The 23,249-nt window shown below is 69.9% G+C and carries 20 protein-coding genes; 7 read left to right on the plus strand and 13 right to left on the minus strand.

The features are described from left to right. Positions 1-12: 12 nt before the first annotated feature. Positions 13-1,221 carry an acyl-CoA dehydrogenase gene (locus A5708_RS03145; RefSeq protein ID WP_065027231.1) on the minus strand — a complete coding sequence of 403 codons (1,209 nt, stop codon included), beginning with the start codon at positions 1,219-1,221 and terminating at the stop codon, positions 13-15. A 206-nt stretch (positions 1,222-1,427) separates the two neighbouring features. Between A5708_RS03145 and A5708_RS03150 the strand changes: the two genes are divergently transcribed. Continuing rightward, complete coding sequence (locus A5708_RS03150; protein ID WP_065027232.1) at positions 1,428-2,501, plus strand: LLM class flavin-dependent oxidoreductase; 1,074 nt, start codon at positions 1,428-1,430, stop codon at positions 2,499-2,501. 4 nt (positions 2,502-2,505) lie between these two features. Here A5708_RS03150 and A5708_RS03155 read toward each other — a convergent pair whose 3' ends face one another. From A5708_RS03155 to A5708_RS03180, 6 genes are all read right to left on the minus strand, one after another. Next, complete coding sequence (locus A5708_RS03155) at positions 2,506-2,934, minus strand: prepilin peptidase (protein ID WP_065027233.1); 429 nt, start codon at positions 2,932-2,934, stop codon at positions 2,506-2,508. Between the two features lie 10 nt (positions 2,935-2,944). Continuing rightward, complete coding sequence (locus A5708_RS03160) at positions 2,945-3,778, minus strand: shikimate dehydrogenase (protein ID WP_065027234.1); 834 nt, start codon at positions 3,776-3,778, stop codon at positions 2,945-2,947. Beyond that, complete coding sequence (mltG, locus tag A5708_RS03165; protein ID WP_065027235.1) at positions 3,750-4,997, minus strand: endolytic transglycosylase MltG; 1,248 nt, start codon at positions 4,995-4,997, stop codon at positions 3,750-3,752. Before mltG ends, A5708_RS03160 begins: the two co-directional genes overlap by 29 nt. Continuing rightward, positions 4,990-5,496 (minus strand): Holliday junction resolvase RuvX, encoded by a 507-nt coding sequence (gene ruvX, locus A5708_RS03170; RefSeq protein ID WP_065027236.1) that lies wholly within the window; start codon positions 5,494-5,496, stop codon positions 4,990-4,992. The genes mltG and ruvX overlap by 8 nt, the downstream gene beginning before the upstream one ends. Beyond that, positions 5,497-8,208 (minus strand): alanine--tRNA ligase, encoded by a 2,712-nt coding sequence (gene alaS / locus A5708_RS03175; RefSeq protein WP_065027237.1) that lies wholly within the window; start codon positions 8,206-8,208, stop codon positions 5,497-5,499. It abuts the gene before it with no gap. A gap of 131 nt (positions 8,209-8,339) precedes the next feature. Beyond that, positions 8,340-8,729, minus strand: a complete 390-nt coding sequence (locus tag A5708_RS03180; protein WP_196772521.1) for a secondary thiamine-phosphate synthase enzyme YjbQ — start codon at positions 8,727-8,729, stop codon at positions 8,340-8,342. A gap of 164 nt (positions 8,730-8,893) precedes the next feature. Between A5708_RS03180 and A5708_RS03185 the strand changes: the two genes are divergently transcribed. Both A5708_RS03185 and A5708_RS03190 read left to right on the plus strand, forming a co-directional pair. Beyond that, positions 8,894-9,514, plus strand: a complete 621-nt coding sequence (locus tag A5708_RS03185; protein WP_081292800.1) for an antibiotic biosynthesis monooxygenase — start codon at positions 8,894-8,896, stop codon at positions 9,512-9,514. A gap of 153 nt (positions 9,515-9,667) precedes the next feature. Continuing rightward, the gene (locus A5708_RS03190; RefSeq protein ID WP_065027240.1) at positions 9,668-10,291 is read left to right on the plus strand and encodes a hypothetical protein; all 624 of its coding nucleotides are present in this window, start codon (positions 9,668-9,670) and stop codon (positions 10,289-10,291) included. 76 nt (positions 10,292-10,367) lie between these two features. Here A5708_RS03190 and A5708_RS03195 read toward each other — a convergent pair whose 3' ends face one another. After that, positions 10,368-11,726: a replication-associated recombination protein A gene (locus A5708_RS03195; protein WP_065027241.1), complete on the minus strand. Its 1,359-nt coding sequence runs from the start codon at positions 11,724-11,726 to the stop codon at positions 10,368-10,370. A gap of 155 nt (positions 11,727-11,881) precedes the next feature. On the opposite strand from A5708_RS03195, the gene A5708_RS03200 reads away from it, so the two are divergent. The 3 genes from A5708_RS03200 to A5708_RS03210 all read left to right on the plus strand — a co-directional run bounded on the left by A5708_RS03200 (position 11,882) and on the right by A5708_RS03210 (position 18,902). Continuing rightward, the gene (locus tag A5708_RS03200) at positions 11,882-12,832 is read left to right on the plus strand and encodes a hypothetical protein (protein WP_065027242.1); all 951 of its coding nucleotides are present in this window, start codon (positions 11,882-11,884) and stop codon (positions 12,830-12,832) included. A gap of 83 nt (positions 12,833-12,915) precedes the next feature. Next, positions 12,916-16,248, plus strand: a complete 3,333-nt coding sequence (locus A5708_RS03205) for a DUF2126 domain-containing protein (protein WP_065027243.1) — start codon at positions 12,916-12,918, stop codon at positions 16,246-16,248. After that, positions 16,248-18,902, plus strand: a complete 2,655-nt coding sequence (locus A5708_RS03210; protein ID WP_065027244.1) for a circularly permuted type 2 ATP-grasp protein — start codon at positions 16,248-16,250, stop codon at positions 18,900-18,902. The genes A5708_RS03205 and A5708_RS03210 overlap by 1 nt, the downstream gene beginning before the upstream one ends. Positions 18,903-19,006: 104 nt before the next feature. Here the strand turns inward: A5708_RS03210 and A5708_RS03215 are convergent, their stop codons facing one another. Together A5708_RS03215 and A5708_RS03220 are read right to left on the minus strand one after the other, a co-directional pair. Next, positions 19,007-20,062 carry a zinc-binding metallopeptidase family protein gene (locus A5708_RS03215; RefSeq protein WP_065027245.1) on the minus strand — a complete coding sequence of 352 codons (1,056 nt, stop codon included), beginning with the start codon at positions 20,060-20,062 and terminating at the stop codon, positions 19,007-19,009. Next, on the minus strand, positions 20,055-20,996 hold the full coding sequence (locus A5708_RS03220; protein WP_155765868.1) for a transglutaminase family protein: 942 nt from the start codon (positions 20,994-20,996) through the stop codon (positions 20,055-20,057). The genes A5708_RS03215 and A5708_RS03220 overlap by 8 nt, the downstream gene beginning before the upstream one ends. A 128-nt stretch (positions 20,997-21,124) precedes the next feature. Between A5708_RS03220 and A5708_RS03225 the strand changes: the two genes are divergently transcribed. Next, positions 21,125-21,514, plus strand: a complete 390-nt coding sequence (locus tag A5708_RS03225; protein ID WP_065027247.1) for an MmcQ/YjbR family DNA-binding protein — start codon at positions 21,125-21,127, stop codon at positions 21,512-21,514. A gap of 5 nt (positions 21,515-21,519) precedes the next feature. On the opposite strand, the gene A5708_RS03230 is transcribed toward A5708_RS03225, so the two are convergent. From A5708_RS03230 to A5708_RS03240, 3 genes are all read right to left on the minus strand, one after another. Then, a complete protein-coding gene (locus tag A5708_RS03230) occupies positions 21,520-22,587 on the minus strand; it encodes an FUSC family protein (protein WP_065027248.1) in 1,068 nt (355 codons plus the stop codon). Between the two features lie 3 nt (positions 22,588-22,590). Continuing rightward, positions 22,591-23,025, minus strand: coding sequence for a nitroreductase family deazaflavin-dependent oxidoreductase (locus A5708_RS03235; protein ID WP_065027249.1), 435 nt, complete (start codon positions 23,023-23,025; stop codon positions 22,591-22,593). 6 nt (positions 23,026-23,031) lie between these two features. Continuing rightward, the coding region (locus A5708_RS03240) for an amino acid--tRNA ligase-related protein (RefSeq protein ID WP_331250432.1) at positions 23,032-23,249 on the minus strand (218 nt) is incomplete at its 5' end.

Below are 23,249 nucleotides of genomic sequence, written 5' to 3' on the forward strand. Positions count from 1 at the left end.
CCGCGCGCTGCGTCAGAAGAAACTGCTCGCCGGCAGCTCCGCGCCGTTGACGGCGACATCGCCGAGCACCCGCGCCTTGTACACGGTCGGGTTGTGCGAGAACAGCGTCCGCAGGTTGCGCCAGTGCCGGTCCAACAGCGCCGACGCCTGGACGGCCGACGCGCCGCCGACGTCGAAGACGCGCGACGCGGCCCGCAGCGCGGGCTCCTGGATCGCGACCTTGACCCGCGCGGCGGCGATCGATGACCGGGTTTCCAGCTCGGGATCGATCCCGGTGGCCCGCGCCGCCTCCAGCGCGGGAGCGAGCTCGGCCGCCGCGCTGTGCACCAGTGCCTGCGCGGCGTAGGCCACCGCGTCGATCTCGCCGACGATCTGCAGCAGCTGCGGGTCCGCGGTGGGCTCCCCGACGCTGGCGAAGGTGTAGGTGCGTCCCCGCCTACTCACCAGCGCGGCGGCGTCGGCGGTCAGGGCCCGCAGGATGCCGGCGGCGATCGCGTGCAGGAACAGCTGCATCAGCGCGCCGCGGGCGCGGTTCACCCCAATGGTGTCGGCCAGCGGGAAGACTTCGTCGGGCGCGACCGCGACGTCGTGGAATACCGTTGTGCCGCTGCCCGTTTGGCGCTGGCCGATGCCGTCCCAGTCGTCGAGGTGCTCGACGCCGGCCCGGTCCACCGGGATCACCACGGCGGTCGGGGTGTTGTCGTCGTCCTGCGCGGTGATGCGCAGATAGTCGGAGAACTGTGCGCCGGTGCTGTAGAACTTGCGACCGCGCAGCCGCAGCCCGTCCGCGGTCGACACCAGCCGGGTGTCACGGTCGTTGCCGCCCACCGACTTCTGGCTTTTCTCGGCGTTGGCGCCGCCGATCAGCCCACCCTCGGCGACCACCGCGATCCACCGGTCACTGCCCGGCCGACGCGGCGCGACCTGTAGCTCCTCGACCAGCGCATAGTGGATGCGCAGGATGTGGGCCAGGTCGGGGTCGGCCGCGGCGAGCGCGATGAGTTGGTCGAAGAACTGCGGCACCGAGTAGCCGGCACCGCCGTGCTCGCGGGCCAATCGCACCGCGCCCCACCTCTGGTCCCGGACGAGTTTGAGGCCGCGCAGCGGCGGCTCGGTGCCGCCGGCGGCCAGCCGCTGGCGATAGTCGGCGGCGATGTCGGCGAGCACCCCGTCGATCGCCGCCGGATGTGTTGCCGGGTGCTCGTGGGATCCAACGGTCATGGAGTCAAAGCCTTTCTGGGCGAATCGATGTCGTGCACACGACAGCCAGCCCGAAAGGCTGTCAGGAGCGGACGGCGACGGCAACGGTTTGCTGCGTCCTGAATTTTTCGACACGGACTTTCATCCGCGCTGATTTCTGCGGTGACCACGAGATAAGCCGCGAAGCCGGGCCACGCCACCGCGGTCGTGTGCCACCATGTTGCCTGGTGGGTCAATTTCTCTGGTACATACCGAATACCGTCGAGCCCGGCCATCGCGGCGACGACACCGTCGACGGCTGGGGAAGTCTGGACTATTCGGTCGAGCTCGCGCTGAGCGCCGAGCAACACGGCTGGGAAGGCGCGCTGATCGGCACGGGCTGGGGGCGGCCGGACACTTTCACCGTCGCGACCGCCATCGCCGCGCGCACCACCAACTTCGCCCCGCTGGTGGCGGTCCGCCCCGGTTATTGGCATCCGGCACATTTCGCCAGTGCGGCGGCAACCCTGGATCGGCTCAATGACGGCCGGCTGCTGATCAACGTCGTCAGCGGTGCCGATGATCTGGCCGCGTACGGCGACCCCGAGGTCGACAAGGGCCGCCGCTACGACCGCACCCGCGAATTCATCCGGCTGGTTCGCCGCTTGTGGAGCGAGGACGACGTCACCTTCCGCGGCGAGTTTTTCGGTGTCGAACACTCGACGTTGCAGCCGCGCCCGCTCGGTGCGGCCGACGGCCGGCACCCGAAGCTCTATTTCGGCGGAGCATCGGCGGCCGCCGAGCAGGTCGCCGCGACCGACGCCGACGTCCAATTGTTCTGGGGCGAGCCACTGGACGGGATCGCCGAGCGCATCGACAGGCTGAAGTCGTTGTCCGACAAGCTCGGCCGCGAGCACGCGCCGCTGGAATTCGGCCTCCGGGTGACGACGCTGGTGCGCGACACGTCCGAGCAGGCCTGGCGCGACGCCGAGGCGAAGGTGGCCACGCTGGCCGGCACCCCGACCATGTTGCTGCTGCACGACCCGGCCGGCTCCGAGGGGCAGCGGCGGCTCAACGACCTTGCCGGGCGCGGCGAGGTGGTCGATTCCTGCCTGTATACGACGCCGAGCAAGTACGGCGGGGAGGGCGCCGGGACGACCTGGCTGGTCGGCTCGGCCGTCGAAGTCGCCGACGCGCTGCGCAAATACGCCGATCTCGGTGTCAGCCACTTCGTGCTGTCGGACACCCCGTACAAGTCGGAGACGGTCAGGCTCGGCGACCAGCTGCTTCCGCTGCTGCGTCCCACCGCCGTCCCGAACTGAGGCGTCAGAGCAGCGTCAACCCCACCCCCACCGCGCTGGCCAGACACATCGACGGCCCGTGCGGCACGGTGGCACCGGTGCGCCGCGCGGTCGCGACCACCCCGAGCGCCGCGGTCAGCAGCGGCGCGCCCAGCGCCGCCAGAAACCACACGCCGACGCCGAAGCAACCGGTCAGGGCGCCCAGACCGACGGCCAGCTTGACGTCACCGGCGCCCATCCCGCCCGGCGCCGCGCAGTGCACCGTCAGGTAGATCGCGGTAAGCGCCAGGGCTCCGGCCAGCGTCGCCGGCCCGCGCCCGGCCAGCGTCGCGACCGCCAGGATCGCCGCGGCCCCGGTCATCGTCAGCGCGTTGGGCAGGCGGCGCTCGCGAATGTCGTAGCAACTCAACGCCGCCAACCAGGCCAGCACCAGGCACGCGACCGCAATCCGCATGCGCGGCAGGCTATTCCGGCGCGGCCACCGCGCAAGTCATGGCCTCGCGGGGCGCGGGCCGCCCGGTGAACTGTTCCACCTGCGCGAAGGCCTGGTGCAGCAGCATCTGCAGGCCGCTGACCACCCGCCCGCCGGCGGCGCTCACCGCGGCGGCGAGCGGCGTGGGCCACGGGTCGTAGACGGCGTCCAGCAGCACACCGATGGGTGCGAAGGTGCCGGCGTAGCGTTCGGCCACGTTCGCCGGGATGGTGCTGACCAGCACCTCGGCGCCCGCCACCTCATCGGCCAGCCCGTCGCCGTCCAGGTCGCAGAACCGGGTCGGCACGCCCAGCTCGTTGCCCAGGTCCACCAGCCGGGCCGCCTTGTCGGGATTGCGTGCCACCACGGTGACGCCCGCGACGCCCAGCTGGGCCAGGCCGGCGACGGCGGCCGGCGCGGTGCCTCCCGATCCACAGACGAGCGCCCATCCCGAGGCGCTGCCGAGCGCTCCTGCGACCCCGTCGATATCGGTGTTGTCGGCCCGCCAGCCCGTGGGCGTGCGCACCAGGGTGTTGGCCGATCCCACCCGCTGCGCCCGGTCGGTGCGCTCGTCGGCGAATCGCAGGGCGGCGAACTTGCCGGGCATGGTCACCGATACCCCGACCCAGTCGGGGCCGAGGCCGCCGACCACGCCGGGCAGTTGCTCGGCGTCGCATTCGATGCGCTCGTACGTCCAGTCGGCCAGGCCCAGCGCGCGATAGCCGGCCAGGTGCAATTGCGGGGACTTCGAGTGGGCGATTGGCTTGCCGAGCACGGCAGCCTTGCGGGGGCCCGCGCTAGCGGGGCGTGCTGTCGAGGACACCATTGCGCTTGGCCAGCTCGATGTTGGCCAGATGTTGTTGATAGTCGCGGGTGAACAGCGTCGTGCCCTGGGCGTCGATGGTGACGAAGTACAGCCAGTCACCGGGCTGCGGGTGCTCGGCGGCGTTCAGCGCGTCGGTGCCGGGCGAACAGATCGCGGTGGCCGGCAGGCCCTGCGACACGTAGGTGTTCCACGGCGTCTTCTGGGCGCGGTCGGCGTCGCTGGTGGCCACCTCGCGGCGGTCCAGCGGGTAGTTGACCGTCGAGTCGAACTCGAGCGTGTGGTGGGCGTGCAGGCGGTTGTAGATGACCTGCGCGACCTTGGCGAAGTCCTGGGAGTTGGATTCCTGCTGCACCAGCGACGCCACCACCAGGATGTCGTACGGCGACAGGCCCATGGCCTGGGCTGTGTCCACCAGCCCGGACTTCACGTACTCCTCGCCGCCGGCGCCGATCAGGGTGGCCAGGATGCTCTCCGGCGACGCGGACGGGTCGATGTTGAAGGTGCCCGGCGCGATCAGGCCCTCGATCCGGCGGTGGTCCTTGCCGAGCTCACCGACGGGTTCGGTGGCCCACGGCGGCACCGCCAACGCCAGGGCGGAACTGTTGGTCGCGGCCGCGCGCAGGTCCTGTGCCCGGACGCAGCGCGTGTCGCCGTCGAGATCCACGCAGGTGGCGCGCGAGATCAGCGTCAGGATCCCCGGCGTCACCACGTTGGTCTTCATGTCGGTGGTGTCGTCGAGCTGGCGGCCCTCCGGGATGACCAGCCGGCCCACCCGGCTCTTCGGGTCGGTCAGCCGCGCGACGGCGTTGGCCGCCGGGATCTCGGTGCGCATCCGGTAGAAGCCGGGCTGGATCGAGTTGATGGCGCTGTTGCCGTGCGCGGCGTTGACGAACGCCCGGACCGTCTTGATGACCTGCTCTTTTTGCAGCGTCTCGCCGATGTTGGTGGTCGAGTCACCGGCCTGTACCTGAATCACCAGGTCCCGCTTGCCGCTACCGCTGTAGTCGTTGTCGGGCCCGAACAGCGTGTGCCACAGCTTGCCGCCGGCGAAGACACCCGCGAGCACCACCACGACGAACAGCGCGAGCATGATCTTGCCGACGAACCGCCGCCGACGGCCCCGCTTGGCCTGTTTGCGGGAGACGCGGCTCGGCCTGCGCCCCGACGGCGCACCCACCGCCTCCGGCTCGGCCCGTTCCCGCCGTGCGCTGTCAACCATCGCTGAGCTCCCCCACCGCCGCCGCGCGGCGCTGGTCCAGCCAACTCTGCAGGATCGCCACCGCCGCCGCCTGATCGATCACCGCACGCTGCTCCCTGGCCCGAACCCCGGCCGCGCGCAGCGAACGCTGCGCCGCCACCGTGGTCAGCCGCTCGTCGGCCAGCCGCACCGGGGTGGGCGCGATCCGCTGGGCCAGCGCGTCGGCCACCTCGATCGCGTCGATCGCCGAAGGGCCGGTGCGATCGGCCAGCGTGCGTGGCAGGCCGACGACCACCTCGACGGCCTCGAGTTCGGCGGCCAGCGCGGCCAGCCGCCGCAGGTGTTTGCCGTTGCGGTCGCGCCGCACGGTCTCGACCGGGGTGGCCAGGATGGCGTCGGGGTCGCTGCAGGCCACGCCGATACGGACGCTGCCCACGTCGATGCCGAGCCGCCGTCCCCGTCCAGGGTCCTGGTGGGGATCGCCGGGCCGGTCAGGCAAGCGGTGCTGTGCGGAGACCACTCAATCGACCCGCGCTATCACGGCGATCTCGGAACGTACCGCGTCGAGCGCTGTGTCGATGCCCGCCGGATCCTTGCCGGAACCCTGCGCCAGGTCCGCCTTGCCGCCCCCGCGGCCGTCGACGCTCGCGGCGAGCTGCTTGACCAGGTCGTTGGCGCGAAGCCCGAGATCCTGGGCGGCCGGGTTTGCGGCGACCGCATACGGCACGGTGGAGCCCTCATCCCCAGAAAGCACAGAGATCAGCGCGACCACCGCGGGATCGCTGCCCAGCTTGCCGCGGATGTCGCCGACCAGGGAGCGCAGATCGGCCGCCGTCATCCCGCCCGACATCCGTTGCGCCACCACCCGGACGTTACCGATACGCTCCGCGCCCGCCGCGGCGTTGGTCGCGGCGGCCCGCGCGCCGGCCAGCCGGGCGCGTTCCAGTTCCTTCTCCGCCGCCTTGAGCCGTTCCACCAGGTTGGCCACCCGGGCGGGCACCTCGTCGGACGGCACCTTCAGCGACGACGCCAGGCCCGCCATCAGCGCGCGTTCCTTGGCCAGGTGCCGGAACGACTCCAGCCCGACGTAGGCCTCCACCCGGCGCACCCCGGAGCCGACCGAGGATTCGCCCAGGATGGTCACCGGTCCGATCTGCGCCGAGTTGTGCACATGCGTCCCGCCGCAGAGCTCCAGCGAGAACGGGCCGCCGATCTCCACCACCCGGACCTCGTCGGGGTAGGCCTCGCCGAACATGGCCATCGCGCCCATCGCCTTGGCCCTCTCCAGCTGCTCGGTGAACGTGTGCACCTCGAAGTCGGCCTGCACGGCCTGGTTGGTCACCTCTTCGACCTGGGTGCGTTGTTCTTCGGACAGCGGACCCTGCCAGTTGAAGTCGAACCGCAGGTAGCCCGGCCGGTTCAGCGACCCGGCCTGAACAGCATTGGGCCCCAACACCTGTCGCAGCGCCGCGTGCACCATGTGGGTGCCCGAGTGCCCCTGGGTGGCGCCCCGGCGCCACTGCGGGTCGACGGCCGCGACGACGGTGTCGCCCTCCACGAATTCACCGGACTCGACGTTAACCCGGTGCACCCACAGGGTTTTGGCGATCTTCTGCACGTCGGTGACGGCGGCGCGGGCGCTCTGCCCGGCGCCCGTTCCGCTGATGGTGCCCTCGTCGGCGATCTGGCCGCCGGCCTCGGCGTACAACGGCGTGCGGTCCAGCACCAGCTCGACCCGGTCGGCCCCCTCGGTTCCGTGGGTGACCACCGGCACCCGCTTGCCGTCCACGAAGATGCCCAGAATCTTTGCCTCGGAAGTCAATTCGTCGAAGCCGGTGAACTCGGTGGGTCCGGCGTCGACCAGCTCCCGATAGGCGGTCAGGTCGGCGTGCGCGTGCTTGCGCGCGGCGGCGTCAGCCTTGGCCCGGCGACGCTGCTCGGCCATCAGTTCCCGGAAGCCGACCTCGTCCACGTGCAGGCCGGCCTCGGACGCCATTTCCAGCGTGAGCTCGATCGGGAACCCGTAGGTATCGTGCAGCGTGAAGGCATCCGATCCCGAGATCGCTTTCGCGCCAGCGGCTTTAGCGGTACCGGCCACCTCGTCGAACAGCTTTGAGCCGGCCGCCAGCGTGCGATTGAACGCGGTTTCCTCGGCGACCGCGATGCGCCGGATCCGATCGAAATCCTCGACCAGCTCCGGATACGACGGGCCCATCGCGTCGCGCACGGTGGCGATCAGGTCACCGACGATGGGCCCCTCGATGTCGAGCAGCCTGGCGGAGCGGATCACCCGGCGCAGCAGCCGCCGCAGCACATAGCCGCGGCCGTCGTTGCCGGGCGTGACGCCGTCGCCGATCAGGATGGCCGCGGTGCGGCTGTGGTCGGCGATGACCCGGTAGCGCACGTCGTCGTCGTGGTTGCCGACGTCATACCCGCGCGGCGCCCGCGCGGCCGCGGTGTCGATGACGGGCCGCAGCAGGTCGGTCTCGTAGACGTTGTGCACACCCTGCAGGATGAAGGCGACCCGCTCCACACCCATGCCGGTGTCAATGTTCTTGCGGGGCAACGGCCCCAGGATCTCGAAGTCGGCCTTGCCGGTGCCCTCGCCGCGCTCGTTCTGCATGAACACGAGATTCCAGATCTCGATGTAGCGGTCCTCGTTGGCGATCGGGCCGCCCTCGACGCCGAACTCGGGCCCGCGGTCGTAGTAGATCTCCGAGGACGGGCCGCACGGGCCGGGGATGCCCATCGACCAGTAGTTGTCCTCCATGCCGCGGCGCTGGATGCGGTCCTCGGGCAGCCCGGCGATCTCCTGCCACAGCTGCACGGCCTCGTCGTCGTCGAAAAAGACCGTGGTCCAGATGCGTTCGGGATCCAGGCCGTAACCGCCCTGCTCGACACCGTTGGTCAGCAGGGTCCAGGCCAGCTCGATTGCGCGACGCTTGAAATAGTCGCCGAAGGAGAAGTTGCCGGCCATCTGAAAGAACGTGTTGTGCCGGGTGGTGATACCGACCTCGTCGATATCGGGCGTGCGGATGCACTTCTGGATGCTGGTGGCGGTCGAGTATTCCGGGGTGCGCGCGCCCAGGAAGTAGGGCACGAACTGGACCATGCCCGCATTGACGAACAACAGGTTGGGGTCGTCGAGGATCACCGATGCGCTCGGCACCTCGGTGTGGCCCGCCTTCACGAAATGATCAAGAAACCGCTTCCTGATCTCGTGTGTCTGCACTTTCGAGTCCGCTTCTTTCCGTTACTTCGACGTCTCATTCCCAGCCTATTTCGCCGGGGCATCGCAAGCCCGTCGCACGACGCATTTCGACCGCTCACAGTACCTGCCCCGGCGCGCCGGGCACCGAGCCGCTAACCCTCCAGAAAGCTCAGCCTGACCGAGCGTTGCGGGTTGTCCCGGTTCAGGTCGACCAGGACGATGCTCTGCCACGTCCCCAGCATCGGCTCACCCCCCGACACCGGAACCGTCACGGACGGCGCGACCAGCGCCGGCATCACGTGGTCGGCGCCGTGGCCCGCGGAGCCGTGCGAATGCCGGTAGCGATCGTCGCGCGGCAACAGCCGTTCCAGCGTGTCGACAAGGTCGTCGTCGGAACCGGCGCCCGTCTCGATGATGGCCACCCCCGCGGTGGCGTGCGGGACGAACACGTTGCACAAACCGTCCCCGCGCGACCAGCAGAACCCGCGCACCGCCTCGGTGAGATCGACGACGCGGCGGCGCGAGGTGTCCACGTCCAACACATCGCTATGCACCCGACCAAGCCTACGGCGCCGGCCTCACGACCAGCCAATCCATTGTGAGCACGGCCACAGTTGGGCATTGCGGGCGCCAACCGGCAGGAGGAAGGTAATTCATGACCGGTGGCGCCACCGGGGCGCTGCCCCGAACAAAGAGGGGGTGGATCGTGTACGCACGCTCTACCACAATTCAGGCGCAACCCTCGTCCATCGACGCCGGAATTGCGCATGTTCGCGATGAGGTCATGCCCGCGCTGCAAGGTATGCCGGGGTGCATCGGAGTATCCCTTTTGGTCGACCGTCGCTCGGGCCGGTGCATCGCCACCAGCGCCTGGGAGAGCGACGAGTCCATGCGCGCAAGCGGTGAAACCGTGACGCCGATCCGTGATCGGGCGTCGGAGATGTTCGGGGGCACGGCGGACGTCGAGCATTGGGAGATCGCGGTGCTGCATCGCGAACACCACGCGCCCGACGGTGCGGGCGTGCGTGCGACTTGGGTCAAGGTGCCGACCGAAAGCATGGACCAGGGCATCGAGTACTACAAGTCGTCCGTGCTGCCCCAGCTCGAGGCCCTCGACGGGTTCTGCAGTGCGAGCCTCCTGATCGACCGCGCCTCGGGGCGTGGCGTGTCCTCCGCGACGTTCGACAGCGTCGATGCGATGGAGCGGAACAGGGAGCAGGCAACCGCGTTGAAGGACTCGTCGATGCAAGAGGCGCGCGCGGAGGAACTCGATGAATGCGAGTTCGAGCTGGCGCTAGCGCACCTCCGCGTGCCCGAGCTGGTCTGATCGAGATGCGACGGTAGACCGTCCGAAGCAGGCATTCGGCCGGTTATCGATCTGCGCCCGGAAAGCATTGCGGCCAGTTACCGGCAGGAGGAAGGTAGCGGGTGGGACCGGTGGCGCTACCGGGGCGCCGCCCCGACATAGGAGGGGTCGACCGTGTACGCACGCTCCACCACCATCCAGGCGCAACCCCTGTCGGTCGACATCGGCATTGCGCATGTTCGCGATGTCGTCATGCCCGCGCTCACCGAGATCGACGGGTGTGTCGGACTGTCGCTGCTGGTTGACCGGCAATCGGGCACCTGCATCGCCACCAGCGCGTGGGAAACCATGGAGGCTATGCGCGGCAGCGCCGAGCAGGTCGCACCCATCCGCGACCGGGCCGCGCTGATGTTCGACGGCAGCGCGCGGGTCGAGGAATGGGACATCCCGTTGCTGCACCGCGACCACCCGTCCCGCCCCGGCGCGTGCGTGCGCGCCACCTGGCTTAAGGTGGTGCCGGATCAGCTGAGCCGGTCGCTGGACTTCTACCGGATGGCGGTGCTGCCCGAGATGGAGGACCTCGACGGGTTCTGCAGCGCCAGCCTGATGGTCGACCACCCGGCCTGTCGCCGTGCCGTCACCTGCTCGACGTTCGACTCGATGGAGGCGATGGCCCGCAACCGCGACCGCGCCACCGAGCTGCGCAGCCGGCGGGTGCGCGAGCTGGGCGCCGAGGTGATCGACGTGGCCGAGTTCGAGCTGGCGATCGCCCGCCTGCGGGTGCCCGAGCTGGTCTAGCGCCCGCGGCGATCGGTCCGGCGCCGGCTCAGGGCGGTGGGCAGCAGAGCGCCCCTCTCCTCGTCGGTGAAGATCTTCATGCCCGACCCCTCTTGCGGATGATCGCGCGCAGCCGGTCCAGCCGACCGGCCATCTCGCGTTCACCGCCGCGGCCGGTGGGCCGGTAGTAGTCGACCCCTGCCAGCTCGTCCGGCGGATATTGTTGTGCGACAACCCCATCCGGGTGGTCGTGGGAATACCTGTAGCCCTGCGCGTTGCCCAGCCCCGCCGCACCCGAGTAGTGACCGTCGCGCAGATGGGGCGGAACCAGACCGGCTTTGCCGGCCCTGATGTCGGCCATCGCCGCGGCCAGCGCCGTGGTGACCGCGTTCGACTTCGGCGCGGTGGCCAGATAAATCGTGCAGTGCGCCAGGGTGAGCTGCGCCTCGGGCATGCCGATCAACGCCACCGTCTGCGCGGCCGCCACGGCGACCTGCAGCGCGTTCGGGTCGGCCATGCCGATGTCCTCGCTGGCCAGAATCATCAGCCGGCGCGCGACAAATCGTGGGTCCTCGCCGGCGACGAGCATGCGGGCCAGGTAGTGCAGCGCGGCATCGACGTCCGAACCACGCACCGACTTGATGAAGGCGCTGATGACGTCGTAGTGCTGGTCGCCGTCGCGGTCGTAGCGCACCGCGGCCTCGTCCAGGGACTGCTCGACGGCGGCGACGGTCAGCTCGCCGCCGGGCTCGACCGCCTCGGCGGCGACCTCCAGCGCCGTCAGCGCGCGCCGGGCGTCGCCCGCCGCCAGCCGCACCAGCAGATCGATGGCCTCGGGCGCGACCGCGATCTGGCCGCCCAGCCCGCGCGGGTCGTCGATCGCGCGCTGCACCACGGTGCGGATGTCGTCGGCACTCAGCGGCCGCAGCTGCAGGATCAGCGAGCGGGACAGCAGCGGCGCCACCACCGAGAAGCTGGGGTTCTCCGTGGTCGCCGCCACCAGCAGCACCACCCGGTTCTCCACGGCGGACAACAGCGCGTCCTGTTGGGTCTTGGAGAAGCGGTGCACCTCGTCGATGAACAGCACCGTCTGCTCGCCCGACAGCAGCGCCCGGCGCGCGGTATCGATCACCGCCCGAACGTCTTTGACACCGGCCGACAGGGCCGACAGCGCCTCGAACCGGCGGCCGGTGGCCTGCGAGATCAGCGCGGCCAGCGTCGTCTTGCCGCTGCCGGGCGGCCCGTACAGGATGGCCGAGGCCACGCCCGAGCCCTCGACCAGCCGGCGCAGCGGAGATCCGGGCGCCAGCAGATGGTCCTGCCCGACCACCTCGTCCAGCGATGCCGGACGCATCCGGACCGCCAGGGGTGCACCGCCCGACGCGCCCAGCCCGTGATCGGTCGGCTGCGGCGCACCGGGGAGGTCAAACAGACCGTCGGACACGGTTTCAGGCATACCACGGCGGGCGGACACCCGCGCCGGCCCAGGCATGCGGGCGGCAATCCGCGCGCCCCGGCCACATCTTTGCTAAGTTCGGCGTTTGCCAAGTTCCGCGCGCGTTCCCTCCTAGGAAACTTCAGTCACGAGGAAATCCGACAGCAAGGACGGACATGAGCCAACCTCCCGAGTATCCGGGCATCCCGGCAGACCCCCACGGCAGCAACCCTCCCGGCTACCCGCCTCCGGGCTATGGCGCACCGCCGCCGGGCTACGGCGCTCCCCCACCGGGTTACGGCGGACCCCCTCCGGGTTACGGACCGCCCCCGGGATATGGCGCGCCCCCTCCCGGCTACGGACCGCCACCCGGCTACGGTGGCCGGCCCGCGTTCAGCATCGGGGACGCGTTCGGTTGGGCCTGGAACACGTTCACCAAAAATGCTGTGGCACTTATCGTTCCGACCCTGGTGTATACGGTGTTGTTTGCCATCGCCTCCACCCTGATCGGCCTGAGCCAGGACATGGGCACCACGAGCAACTCCGACGACGATTACTTCACCTTCACCGCGAACCTCAACGGCGGCGGGATGGCACTGCTGATCGCCGGCTACCTCGTCGCCTACCTCGTCGGAGCGTTCGCCCAGTCCGCGTTCCTGTCCGGCTGCCTGGATCTGGCCGACGCTCGCCCGGTGACCATCGGGTCGTTCTTCAAGCCGCGCAACTTCGGCATGGTGTTTCTGGCCGCGCTGCTGGTCGGGATTCTCACCTCGATCGCCTCGGCGCTGTGCTTCCTGCCCGGCCTGATCCTGGGGATCTTTGCTCAGTTCACCATCCCGTACGCGATCGACCGGTCCGAGCAGCCCATCAAGGCGCTCACCTCCAGCTTCTCCACCGTCACGTCGAACTTCGGCAACGCCCTGCTGGTGTGGCTGGTCGAGGTCGCCGCCGTCGTGGTGGGCTTCCTGGCGTGTGGCGTCGGCGTGCTGGTGGCGGTCCCGGTCGCCGCTCTGCTCGGGATCTACGCGTACCGCAAGTTTTCCGGCGGACAGGTCGCCGCGCCGCGGCAGGCGGGATACCAGGCCGGCCCGCCGCCTGGCCCACCACCGGGACACGCACCGGCCTAGCGCTGCGCGCAGCCATTACGGCGCGGTAAGCCGCAATTGCGGTGCGCTGCGCCGTGTCCGCGCGTGTGATGGGATCACCGAGTATGAGCATCAAAGTTGCGCTGGAGCACCGCACCAGCTACACCTTTGACCGGCTGGTCCGGGTGCATCCGCACGTCGTGCGGCTGCGCCCGGCGCCCCACACCCGCACGCCCATCGAGGCGTATTCGTTGCGCATCGAGCCCGACGAACACTTCATCAACTGGCAGCAGGACGCGGTGGGCAATTTCCTTGCCCGGCTGGTGTTTCCGACTCCGATGCAACAACTGCGCATCACCGTCGGGCTGATCGCCGACCTCAAGGTGATCAACCCGTTCGACTTCTTCATCGAGGACTGGGCCGAACGGTGGGTCCCCGGCAAGGGACGGGCCGGGCTGACCTACCCCAAGGAGCTGGCCGAGGACCTGGAGCCCTACCTGCGGCCGGTCGACGAAGAGGGCGACGGCTCGGGTCCGGGCGAGCTGGTGCGGGCCTGGCTGAGCAATTTCTCGGTGCGCGACGGCACTCGCACCATCGACATGCTGGTCCAGCTCAACCGTGCGATCAACGCCGACGTCGCCTACAGCCTGCGGATGGAACCCGGTGTGCAGACGCCGGACTACACCCTGCGCGCCGGGGTCGGCTCGTGTCGCGACTCGGCGTGGCTGCTGGTGTCGATCCTGCGCCAGCTGGGGCTGGCCGCCCGCTTCGTGTCCGGCTACCTGGTGCAGCTGGCCTCCGACGTCGAGGCGCTCGACGGCCCGTCGGGACCCGCCGCGGACTTCACCGATCTGCACGCCTGGACCGAGGTGTACATCCCGGGCGCCGGCTGGATCGGGCTCGATCCGACGTCCGGGCTGTTCGCGGGCGAGGGCCACATCCCGCTGGCGGCCACGCCGCACCCGACGTCGGCGGCACCGATCAGCGGGGGCACCGAACCCTGCGCCTCGACGCTGGAGTTCTCCAACACCGTCACCAGGGTGCACGAAGATCCGCGCGTCACACTGCCGTACACCGACGACGCCTGGCGGGCCATCCGCGACCTCGGCCGGCGCGTCGACGAGCGGCTGGCCGCGGCCGACGTCCGGCTGACCGTCGGCGGTGAGCCGACCTTCGTTGCGGTGGACATCAACTCGAAGTCGGCGAAGGAATGGACCACGGCCGCCGACGGTCCGCACAAGCGGCAGCGCGCCTCCGATCTGGCCGCCCGCCTGAAATCCGCGTGGGCGCCGGGCGGTGTGATTCAGCGCGGGCAGGGCCGCTGGTATCCCGGAGAACCGTTGCCCCGCTGGCAGATCGCTCTGCATTGGCGCACCGACGGACGTCCGCTGTGGGCCGACCAGACGCTGCTGGCCGACCCCTGGAGCGGCAAGGCGCGACGCCCCGTCGACAACGAGGCGGCCGCTCGGGTGCTCACCGGCATCGCCGACGGCCTGGGACTGCCGGTCTCGCAGGTGCGGCCGGCCTACGAGGACCCGCTGCATCGGCTGGCCGCCAAAGTCCGTGAGCCCGACGGGGTTCCGGTGGACGCCGCCGAGGACCTGCAAGCCGACTCCCCCGCCGGACGAGCGGCGCTGCTGGCCCGGCTGGACGAATCCGTCACAACCCCGACGGCATTCGTGCTTCCGCTGCATCGGCGCGACGATGACCTCGGGTGGGCCAGCGCCGACTGGCGGCTGCGCCGCGGCCGTATCGTATTGCTGCCCGGGGATTCTCCGGCGGGGCTGCGGCTGCCGCTGGACTCGATCAGCTGGACACCGCCGCGCCCGTCGTTCGAGGCCGATCCCCTAACCGCCGGTGGCGCCCTGCCGACGGAGTCGACAGGCGCCGAGGTCGTCGACGCCGACGGCGCGCCGCCGACCGCGCTGGTCACCGAGATTCGGGACGGCCTGCTCTACCTCTTCCTGCCGCCCATCGAGGCGCTCGAGCACTACGTCGATCTCATCGCCCGGGTAGAGGCAGCGGCGGCGAAGGCGGACTGCCCGGTGGTGATCGAGGGTTACGACCCCCCGCCGGACCCGCGGCTGCGCTCGACCACCATCACCCCGGACCCGGGGGTCATCGAGGTCAACGTCGCGCCCACCGCCAGCTTCGACGAACAGAACCACCAGCTGGAAACGCTGTACGCGCAGGCCCGGCTGGCCCGCCTGTCCACCGAGTCCTTCGACGTCGACGGCACGCACGGCGGCACCGGCGGCGGCAACCACATCACCCTGGGCGGCGTGACGCCCGCGGACTCACCGCTGCTGCGCCGCCCCGACCTGCTGGTGTCGCTGCTGACGTACTGGCAGCGCCACCCGTCGCTGTCCTACCTGTTCGCCGGCCGGTTCGTGGGCACCACGTCGCAGGCGCCGCGGGTGGACGAGGGTCGCGCCGAGGCCCTCTACGAGCTCGAGATCGCGTTCGCCGAGATCGCCCGGCTGGGCGGCGGTGGCGCCACCAAACCGTGGGTGATCGACCGCGCGCTGCGTCACCTGCTCACCGACATCACCGGCAACACGCACCGCGCCGAATTCTGCATCGACAAGCTCTACAGCCCCGACAGCGCCCGCGGCCGGCTCGGCCTGCTGGAGCTGCGCGGCTTCGAGATGCCGCCGCACCTGCGCATGGCCATGGTGCAGTCGCTGTTGGTGCGCTCTTTGGTCGCGTGGTTCTGGGACGAGCCGCTGCGCGCGCCGCTGATCCGCCACGGCGCCAACCTGCACGGCCGATACCTGTTGCCGCACTTCCTGATTCATGACATCGCCGACGTCGCCGCGGACCTGCGAGCGCACGGCATCGCGTTCGAGACCAGCTGGCTGGATCCGTTCACCGAGTTCCGGTTCCCCCGCATCGGGACGGCGGTGTTCGACGGCGTGGAGATCGAACTGCGCGGGGCCATCGAGCCGTGGACCACGCTGGGCGAGGAGTCCACCGCCACGGGCACCGCGCGCTACGTCGACTCCTCGGTCGAGCGCCTCCAGGTTCGCATCATCGGGGCCGACCGCCACCGTTATGTGTTGACGGTCAACGGCTATCCGGTGCCGTTGCTGGCCACCGACAATCCCGACATCCACGTGGGCGGGGTCCGGTTCAAGGCCTGGCAGCCGCCCAGCGCGCTGCACTCCACCATCTCGGCCGACGGGCCGTTGCGGTTCGAGCTGATCGACCTCACCACCGGCACGTCGCGCGGGGGCTGCACCTACCACGTCGCCCACCCCGGCGGGCGCGCCTACGACACACCACCGGTCAACGCCGTAGAGGCCGAGGCACGCCGCGCCCGCCGCTTCGAGGCGACCGGCTTCACCCCCGGCAAACTCGACCTGTCCGGCATCCGGGAAAAGCAGGCCCGGATCTTCACCGACGTCGGCGCGCCGGGCATCCTCGACCTGCGCCGCGTGCGTACCGTTGCGCAGTAATGGCGTTTGCGGACATGACATTCGGGAACGGTGCACCGTCAACGGCCGGCACCGCGCGCTACGACGCCGACCGCCTGCTGGCCGGCTACCGCGCCGCGCGCGCCCAGGAGGCGCTCTTCGACCTGCGGCACGGCCCGGCGAGCGGCTATGACGAGTTCGTCGACCAAGACGGCAACGTGCGCGCGGCGTGGGCGGAGCTCGCCGACGCCATCGCCGAGCGCGGCCGCGCCGGGCTGGACCGGCTGCGCTCGGTGGTGCACGACCTCATCGACAACGACGGCATCACCTACACCGATGTCGAGCCCGGCGGTCGCGGCCAGGAGCCCCGGCCCTGGCAGCTGGACACCCTGCCCATCGTGCTGTCCGCGGCCGACTGGGACGCGCTCGAGTCCGGCCTGCTGCAACGCTCGCGGGTGCTCGACGCCGTGCTGGCCGACCTGTACGGTCCGCGCAGCCTGCTCACCGAAGGCGTCCTGCCCCCCGAGCTGCTGTTCGGCCACCCCGGGTACGTGCGTGCGGCCAACGGCATCGAAATCCCGGGCCACCACCAGCTTTTCATGCACGCCTGCGATGTCAGCCGTCGGCCGGACGGCGAATTCGTCGTCAACGGCGACCGCACCCAGGCGCCCTCCGGGGCCGGGTACGCGCTGGCCGACCGACGGGTGGTCGCGCACTCGATTCCCGAGCTCTACGAGCGCATCGCGCCACGGCCGACGACGCCGTTCGCCCAGGCGCTGCGGCTGGCGCTGATCGACGCGGCGCCCGATGACGCCCAGGACCCGGTGGTGGTGGTGCTGTCCCCGGGCATCTACTCCGAGACCGCGTTCGACCAGGCGTATCTGGCCACCCTGCTGGGCTTTCCGATGGTGGAAAGCGCCGACCTGGTGGTGCGCGACGGCATGTTGTGGATGCGCTCGCTGGGCACGCTCAAGCGCGTCGACGTTGTGCTGCGCCGGGTCGACGCCGAGTACACCGACCCGCTGGACTTGCGCGCCGACTCCCGGCTCGGGGTGGCCGGGTTGGTGGAGGCCCAGCACCGCGGGACGGTGACCGTGGTCAACACGCTGGGCAGCGGAGTTCTGGAAAACCCTGGGCTGCTGCGTTTCCTGCCCGCGATGGCCGAGCACCTGCTGTCGGAAAAGCTGCAGCTGCCCACCGCCCAGGTCTACTGGGGTGGCATCGCCAATGAGCGCTCACACCTGCTGGCAAACCTGTCGTCGTTATTGCTGAAGTCCACCGTCGGCGAGAAAACCCTTGTCGGGCCCACGCTTTCGTCTCAGCAGCTGACACAGGTGGCGGCCCGCATCGAGCAGACGCCGTGGCAGTGGATCGGCCAGGAACTGCCGCAATTCTCGTCCGCGCCCACCGACCACGCCGGCGTGCTGTCGTCGGCGGGTGTCGGCATCCGGTTGTTCACCGTGGCCCAACGCGGCGGCTACGCGCCGATGATCGGCGGCATCGGCTACGTGCTGGCGCCCGGATCGGCCGCATACACGCTGAAAACCATTGCGGCAAAGGATGTCTGGGTGCGGCCCACGGAGCGGGCCCGCGCCGAGGCGATCAGCCTGCCGACGCCGGAGCCGGCGAAGACGGCCGCGGGCACCTGGGGCGTCAGCTCCCCACGTGTGCTGTCCGACCTGTTCTGGATCGGCCGCTACGGCGAGCGCGCGGAGAGCATGGCGCGGCTGCTGATCGTCACCCGCGACCGGTTCCACGTCTACCGCCACCACCAGCACAGCGAGGAAAGCGAATGCGTGCCGGTGCTGATGACCGCGCTGGGCCGCATCACCGGAACCGACATCGCGGCCGACAGCGACGGCGACCACGCCGAGATGATCGCGATCGCCCCCTCCACGCTGTGGTCGCTCACCGTCGATCCGCACCGGCCCGGCTCCCTGGTGCAATCGGTGGAGGGATTGGCGCTGGCCGCGCGGGCGGTGCGCGACCAGATGTCGAACGACACCTGGATGGTGCTGGCCGCGGTGGAACGCGCGCTGGCACTGGAAAGCGAACCGCCGGAATCGCTTTCCGAGGCCGACGCCCTGCTCACCGGGGCCCAGGCCCAGACGCTGGCCGGCATGCTGACCCTGTCCGGGGTGGCCAGCGAGTCGATGGTGCGCGACGTCGGGTGGACGATGATGGACATCGGCAAACGGATCGAACGCGCGCTGTGGCTGACGGCGTTGCTGCAGGCCACCCTGACCGTCGGCCGCGGCGCCGCGGCCGAGCAGACCGTCATCGAGTCCACCCTGGTGGCGTGCGAGTCCTCGGTCATCTACCGGCGCCGGACGGTGGGCAAGATCAGCGTGGCCGCCATGGCCGAGCTGATGCTGTTCGACGCGCAGAACCCGCGGTCGCTGCTCTACCAGCTGGAGCGGCTGCGGATCAATCTCCGGGACCTGCCCGGCTCGTCGGGGTCATCGCGCCCCGAACGGCTGGTGGACGAGATCGGCACCCTGCTGCGGCGGTCCCATCCCGCCGAGCTCGAACGCATCGGCGGCGACGGCCGGCGTGCGGAGCTGGCGGAGCTGCTCGCTGCGGTGCATGGCGAGCTGCGCAGCCTGGCCGAGGTCATCACCACCACCCAGCTGGCGCTGCCCGGTGGCATGCAACCGATTTGGGGTCCCGACCAGCGACGGGTGATGCCGGCCTAGTCTCACGCGTTGGAGATCGCCCGGTCCTCGGCTCGCCACCGCGACGGGCACCAGGGCGGTGCCCACCACCAGGTCCGCCGTGGTCGAGAAGCACACCGTAGGGCCTAGCCGGCCACCGAGGCGCGACCGCGGGCCTCCGAGGTCACCTCGTCGACCACTGTGTAGATGAACCTCATCTTCTCCAGCACCGCGACCGGCAGCACGAACGGGTACAGGTCGTCGTGACCCATCGACCGGTTCACCATGTTCAGCGACCACGACAGGGGCAACCACATGTCGATGATCGTTTGAAAAGCGCTGGGGCCCAAGGCGGGCCGGTCGAACGTTGCCGACGCCGGCGCCAGTCCACACCATGCCGAGGTGTCCAGCGTGTCGCGAATGTGCAGGTAGTGGGCGAACGTCTCGGCCCAGTCCTCGGCGGGATGCATGGTCGCGTAGGACGACACGAAGTCCTCCTGCCAACCCTCGGGAGCGCCCTCGCTGTAGTGGCGGTCGAGCGCCTCCTGATAGTCGGCTTCGTGGTCACCGAACAGCTCGTTGAACCGCTCCACATAGTCGGTGAACGGCGCGATCAGCCGGTAGTAGTAATAGTGCCCGATCTCGTGGCGGAAGTGCCCCAGCAGGGTCCGGTAGGGCTCGTCCATCTCGACGCGCAGCTGCTCGCGGTGCGCGTCGTCACCCTCGGCCAAATCGATGGTGATGACCCCGTTTTCGTGTCCGGTCATCACCTTCTCGTGCGCGCTGGACAGCAGCCGGAACGCCAGGCCGTAGTCGGGATCCTTGTCGCGCCCGACGATCGGCAGCTTGAGCTCGCTCAGCTCGGCGATCAACCTGCGCTTGGCCGCCTCGGCCCGGGCGAACTCGGCCATCCCGACGGTGTCGGCGTCGTTGGGCCGTTCGATCGTCAGCGCGCACGAGGGGCACAGCAACCGGGGGGTATTGACTGGGACCAGCCAGTTGCATTCGGCGAGAAGTAAGTTGGCGCACAGCTGATACTCGCTGGCGTGCACGAAACCGGCGTGCTCGCCTGCGTCGTCCTCCGAGATCACCAGCAGCGCCATCTGGTCCAGCGAAAACCCAAGCGCGCTACCGCAATTCAGGCAGGTGGAGTTCTCGAAGGTGAGGCGCTGGCCGCAGTTGGGGCAGGTGAAGTCACGCATGCAGCACTTCGCCTTCGTAGGGCACCACGTCGACGGCGACGTCGATCACGCTGTGCTCCGAGTCGGTGTAGATGATGCCGCGCAGCGGCGGGACGTCCGCGTAGTCACGGCCCCGTCCCACGACGATGTAGCGCTCGTCGACCATCTGGTCGTTGGTGGGATCGAGCCCCAGCCATTCGAATTGGCCGGGCTCCGCGGGGGTCCACACCGCAGCCCAGGCATGGGTGGCGTCGATGCCGATCATCCGATCCTTTCCGGGTGGCGGATCGGTGGCCAGATACCCGGATACGTAACTGGCCGCCAACCCGTTGGCTCGCAGGCAGGCGATCGCCAGCCTGGCAAAGTCTTGACATACCCCTTCGCGGGCGGCCAGAACCTCATTGACCCCGGTGGAAATCGTCGTCGACCCGGACCGGTAGGTGAAATCGGTGAAGATGCGCGACGTCAGATCGCCCAGCACCTCGATCAGCGGGCGCCCGGCGGTGAAGCTGGGCGCTGCGTAGTCGCGGACGTCGTCGGTGATCTCCGGCGGATTGAGGTCCAGGGTGAACTCGGTCGCCAGCGCTCCGGCGGGCCCGGCCGGACGGGCCGCCTCCCACGGCAGCGCCGCCGGCCCGACGGTGTAGAGATCCGGGCCGGGCGGATAGACGTCGACGATCGAGTCGCTGGTCACCTTCAGGACCCCGTGCGGCTCGGTCACGTGGAAATAGGAGCTGATGTTGCCGTAGCTGTCCTCGCTGGTGGAGCTGTCGGCGGGGGCCGGGTCGATGATCAGCCGATGGGCGACACAGCGCTGCCGCAGCGAGTCGCGCGGGGTCAGAAATCCGCGTCCGTAAGAGCTGGTCACGACGTCGGAGTAGCGGTACTCGGTACGGTGGGTCACCCGGTGGCGACGTGCGACCCCGGTCCCCGGTTCACCTGGTTCTGCTGGCAAGCGCTTTCTCCTCCTCACCGCTGATCTCATCACACGCCGGACGGCGGCGTGGGGTGCGCGGGACGCCCTGTCGCGTACCGTTTGCCGATCCGACGGCATTCGCGCCAAAACGGGAGCACAATCGTGTTGTGGCCACGTGGGGCGAGGTCGCCCGCATCGTTGGTGAGCTGGCACTCACCTCCGAGCCGTCACCGCATGACTGGCGGGTCGGCAAGAAATTGCTGGCCTGGGAGCGGCCGCTGCGGCCCTCCGAGCGCGAGGCGCTGGAGCGCGACGGCCCCGAGCCGCCGCAGGGCGACATCCTCGGCGTTCGGGTGTCCGACGAGGGCGTCAAGTTCGCGCTGATCGACGACGAGCCCGGGACTTACTTCACCACACCGCATTTCGACGGCTATCCAGCGGTGCTGGTCAACCTGGCCGAAATTTCGGTGCGCGATCTCGAGGAGCTGATCACCGAGGCGTGGCTGACCCAGGCGCCGCGAAAGTTGGTTCAGGAGTACCTGGCCGACTCGCGCTGAAGCGCTCAGACGTGCCGAAGATCGATGACCCGTTGCAGGTCGTCGACGCAGGCGCTGACGACGTCGGCGAGGATCACCTGCGTCTCCTTGCGCGCGCCGGACTGCAGTTCCGCGGCGTGGTGGCGCGCCGAGGCCGCGTACGCGCACGCGCCGGCGGGATCGGTGTCGGCGAGCGCGGTCGCGGCCGCGAGTGTCACCAGCACCGTGTGCACGGGCTGCGGGAGCGGCTCGCGCCAGCCGTCCACCTCGGGGGCCACGGCGCGAGCCAGTTGCAGCACCGAGCCGGCCAGCAGGGCCACGTGTACGGCCTGATGGTCGGCGGCCCGCACCGCGTCCCGCAGGCCCCAACGTCGCGGTGCCACGGCGACGACCTGGCGGGCGGTGGTGCGTGCCTCGAGCAGTCCGCTGAGCTCTCCGTGCACGCGGTCGACGGCCGTCAGCGGCCACTCGGGCGGAGCCGCTTGGCGTCTGATGGCGACGACCGCGGCGCGGGTCAGCACGTCGCCCAGCACCCCGAGCACGCCGACGCGGGCGGTGCGCAGCACCGTCAGCGGGTCGGCGGGAAACAGCAGGACGGCGAAGACGATGGCCACCGCACCGCCGATCAGCGCGTCGAAGATGCGTTCCAGCCCGACGCCGCCGCGGTAGAGGGCCAGCACCAGGATCGCCGACACCACGGTCTGGTTGGCGAACATCATGCCGTGACCGATGAAGCCGCCCCCGATGAACACCGCGGCCCCCAGCGCCACCAGCGCGGCCACCGCGATGGGCACTTCGCCGGGACCGAGCAGACCCTGCACCAGCGAGCCCACCCCGATCCCCAGGGTCACCCCGATCATCATCTGGACGGCGCGTTGCGCGCGCAGCACGTTGCTGGTCGACAACGACACCGCGGCCGCGATCGGCGCGAAGAACGGCTGCGGGTGGTCCAGGACATCGTGTGCCAGGTACCAGGACAGGCCCGCGGCCACGGCGGTCTGCACCAGGTTGAACCAGACCTGCCGCAACCGTTTGCTGCCCGCGCGTGCGGCTGCGAGAACCAGCGATGGCAGCGCCCGCCGCGAAGCACCCACCGGCTAGGTCCGGTTTAACTCGAACAGCGGAATCACCCGGGTGGTCTTGGCCTGGTACTCGGCGAAGCCGGGGGCGGCGGCGGTGACTTTGTCGAAGAGCGCGGCGCGCTCGTCGCCGGGCAACTCGTGGGCGGCGACGTCGAACGTGTCGGCGCCGATCTCCACGCGCGCCTGGGGGTTGGCCCGCAGGTTGTGCACCCAGGCCGGGCTGACCGGGGCGCCGGCGAAGGAGCCGATGATGATGAGCTTGCCGTCGATGCGGAAGTAGGCCAGCGGCGATACCCGGGGCTCGCCGGATTTGGCGCCGGTGGTGTGGAGCAGCAGCAGGTCGGCGTTGGCGAACTGGCCGCCGACCTTGCCGTCGTTGGCCCGGAACTCATCGACGATGCTCTGATTGAATGCGTTCAGCTCTGCGGCGTCAGGCTTCTGTTGGCTCATGCCTCGTCAAACCTTGTCGGGTTTGGCGTCTATTCCGGATTCCTTGCGCTGCTGGGCGGTGATGGGCGCCGGCGCTTCGGTCAGCGGGTCGACGCCGCCGCCGGTCTTGGGGAAGGCGATGACCTCGCGGATGGAGTCGACGCCGGACAGCAGCGCGTTGATCCGGTCCCAGCCGAACGCGATCCCGCCGTGCGGGGGTGCGCCAAAGGTGAAGGCCTCCAACA

This window comes from Mycobacterium colombiense, from assembly GCF_001672755.1.
Classification (GTDB): Bacteria; Actinomycetota; Actinomycetes; order Mycobacteriales; family Mycobacteriaceae; genus Mycobacterium; species Mycobacterium colombiense_C.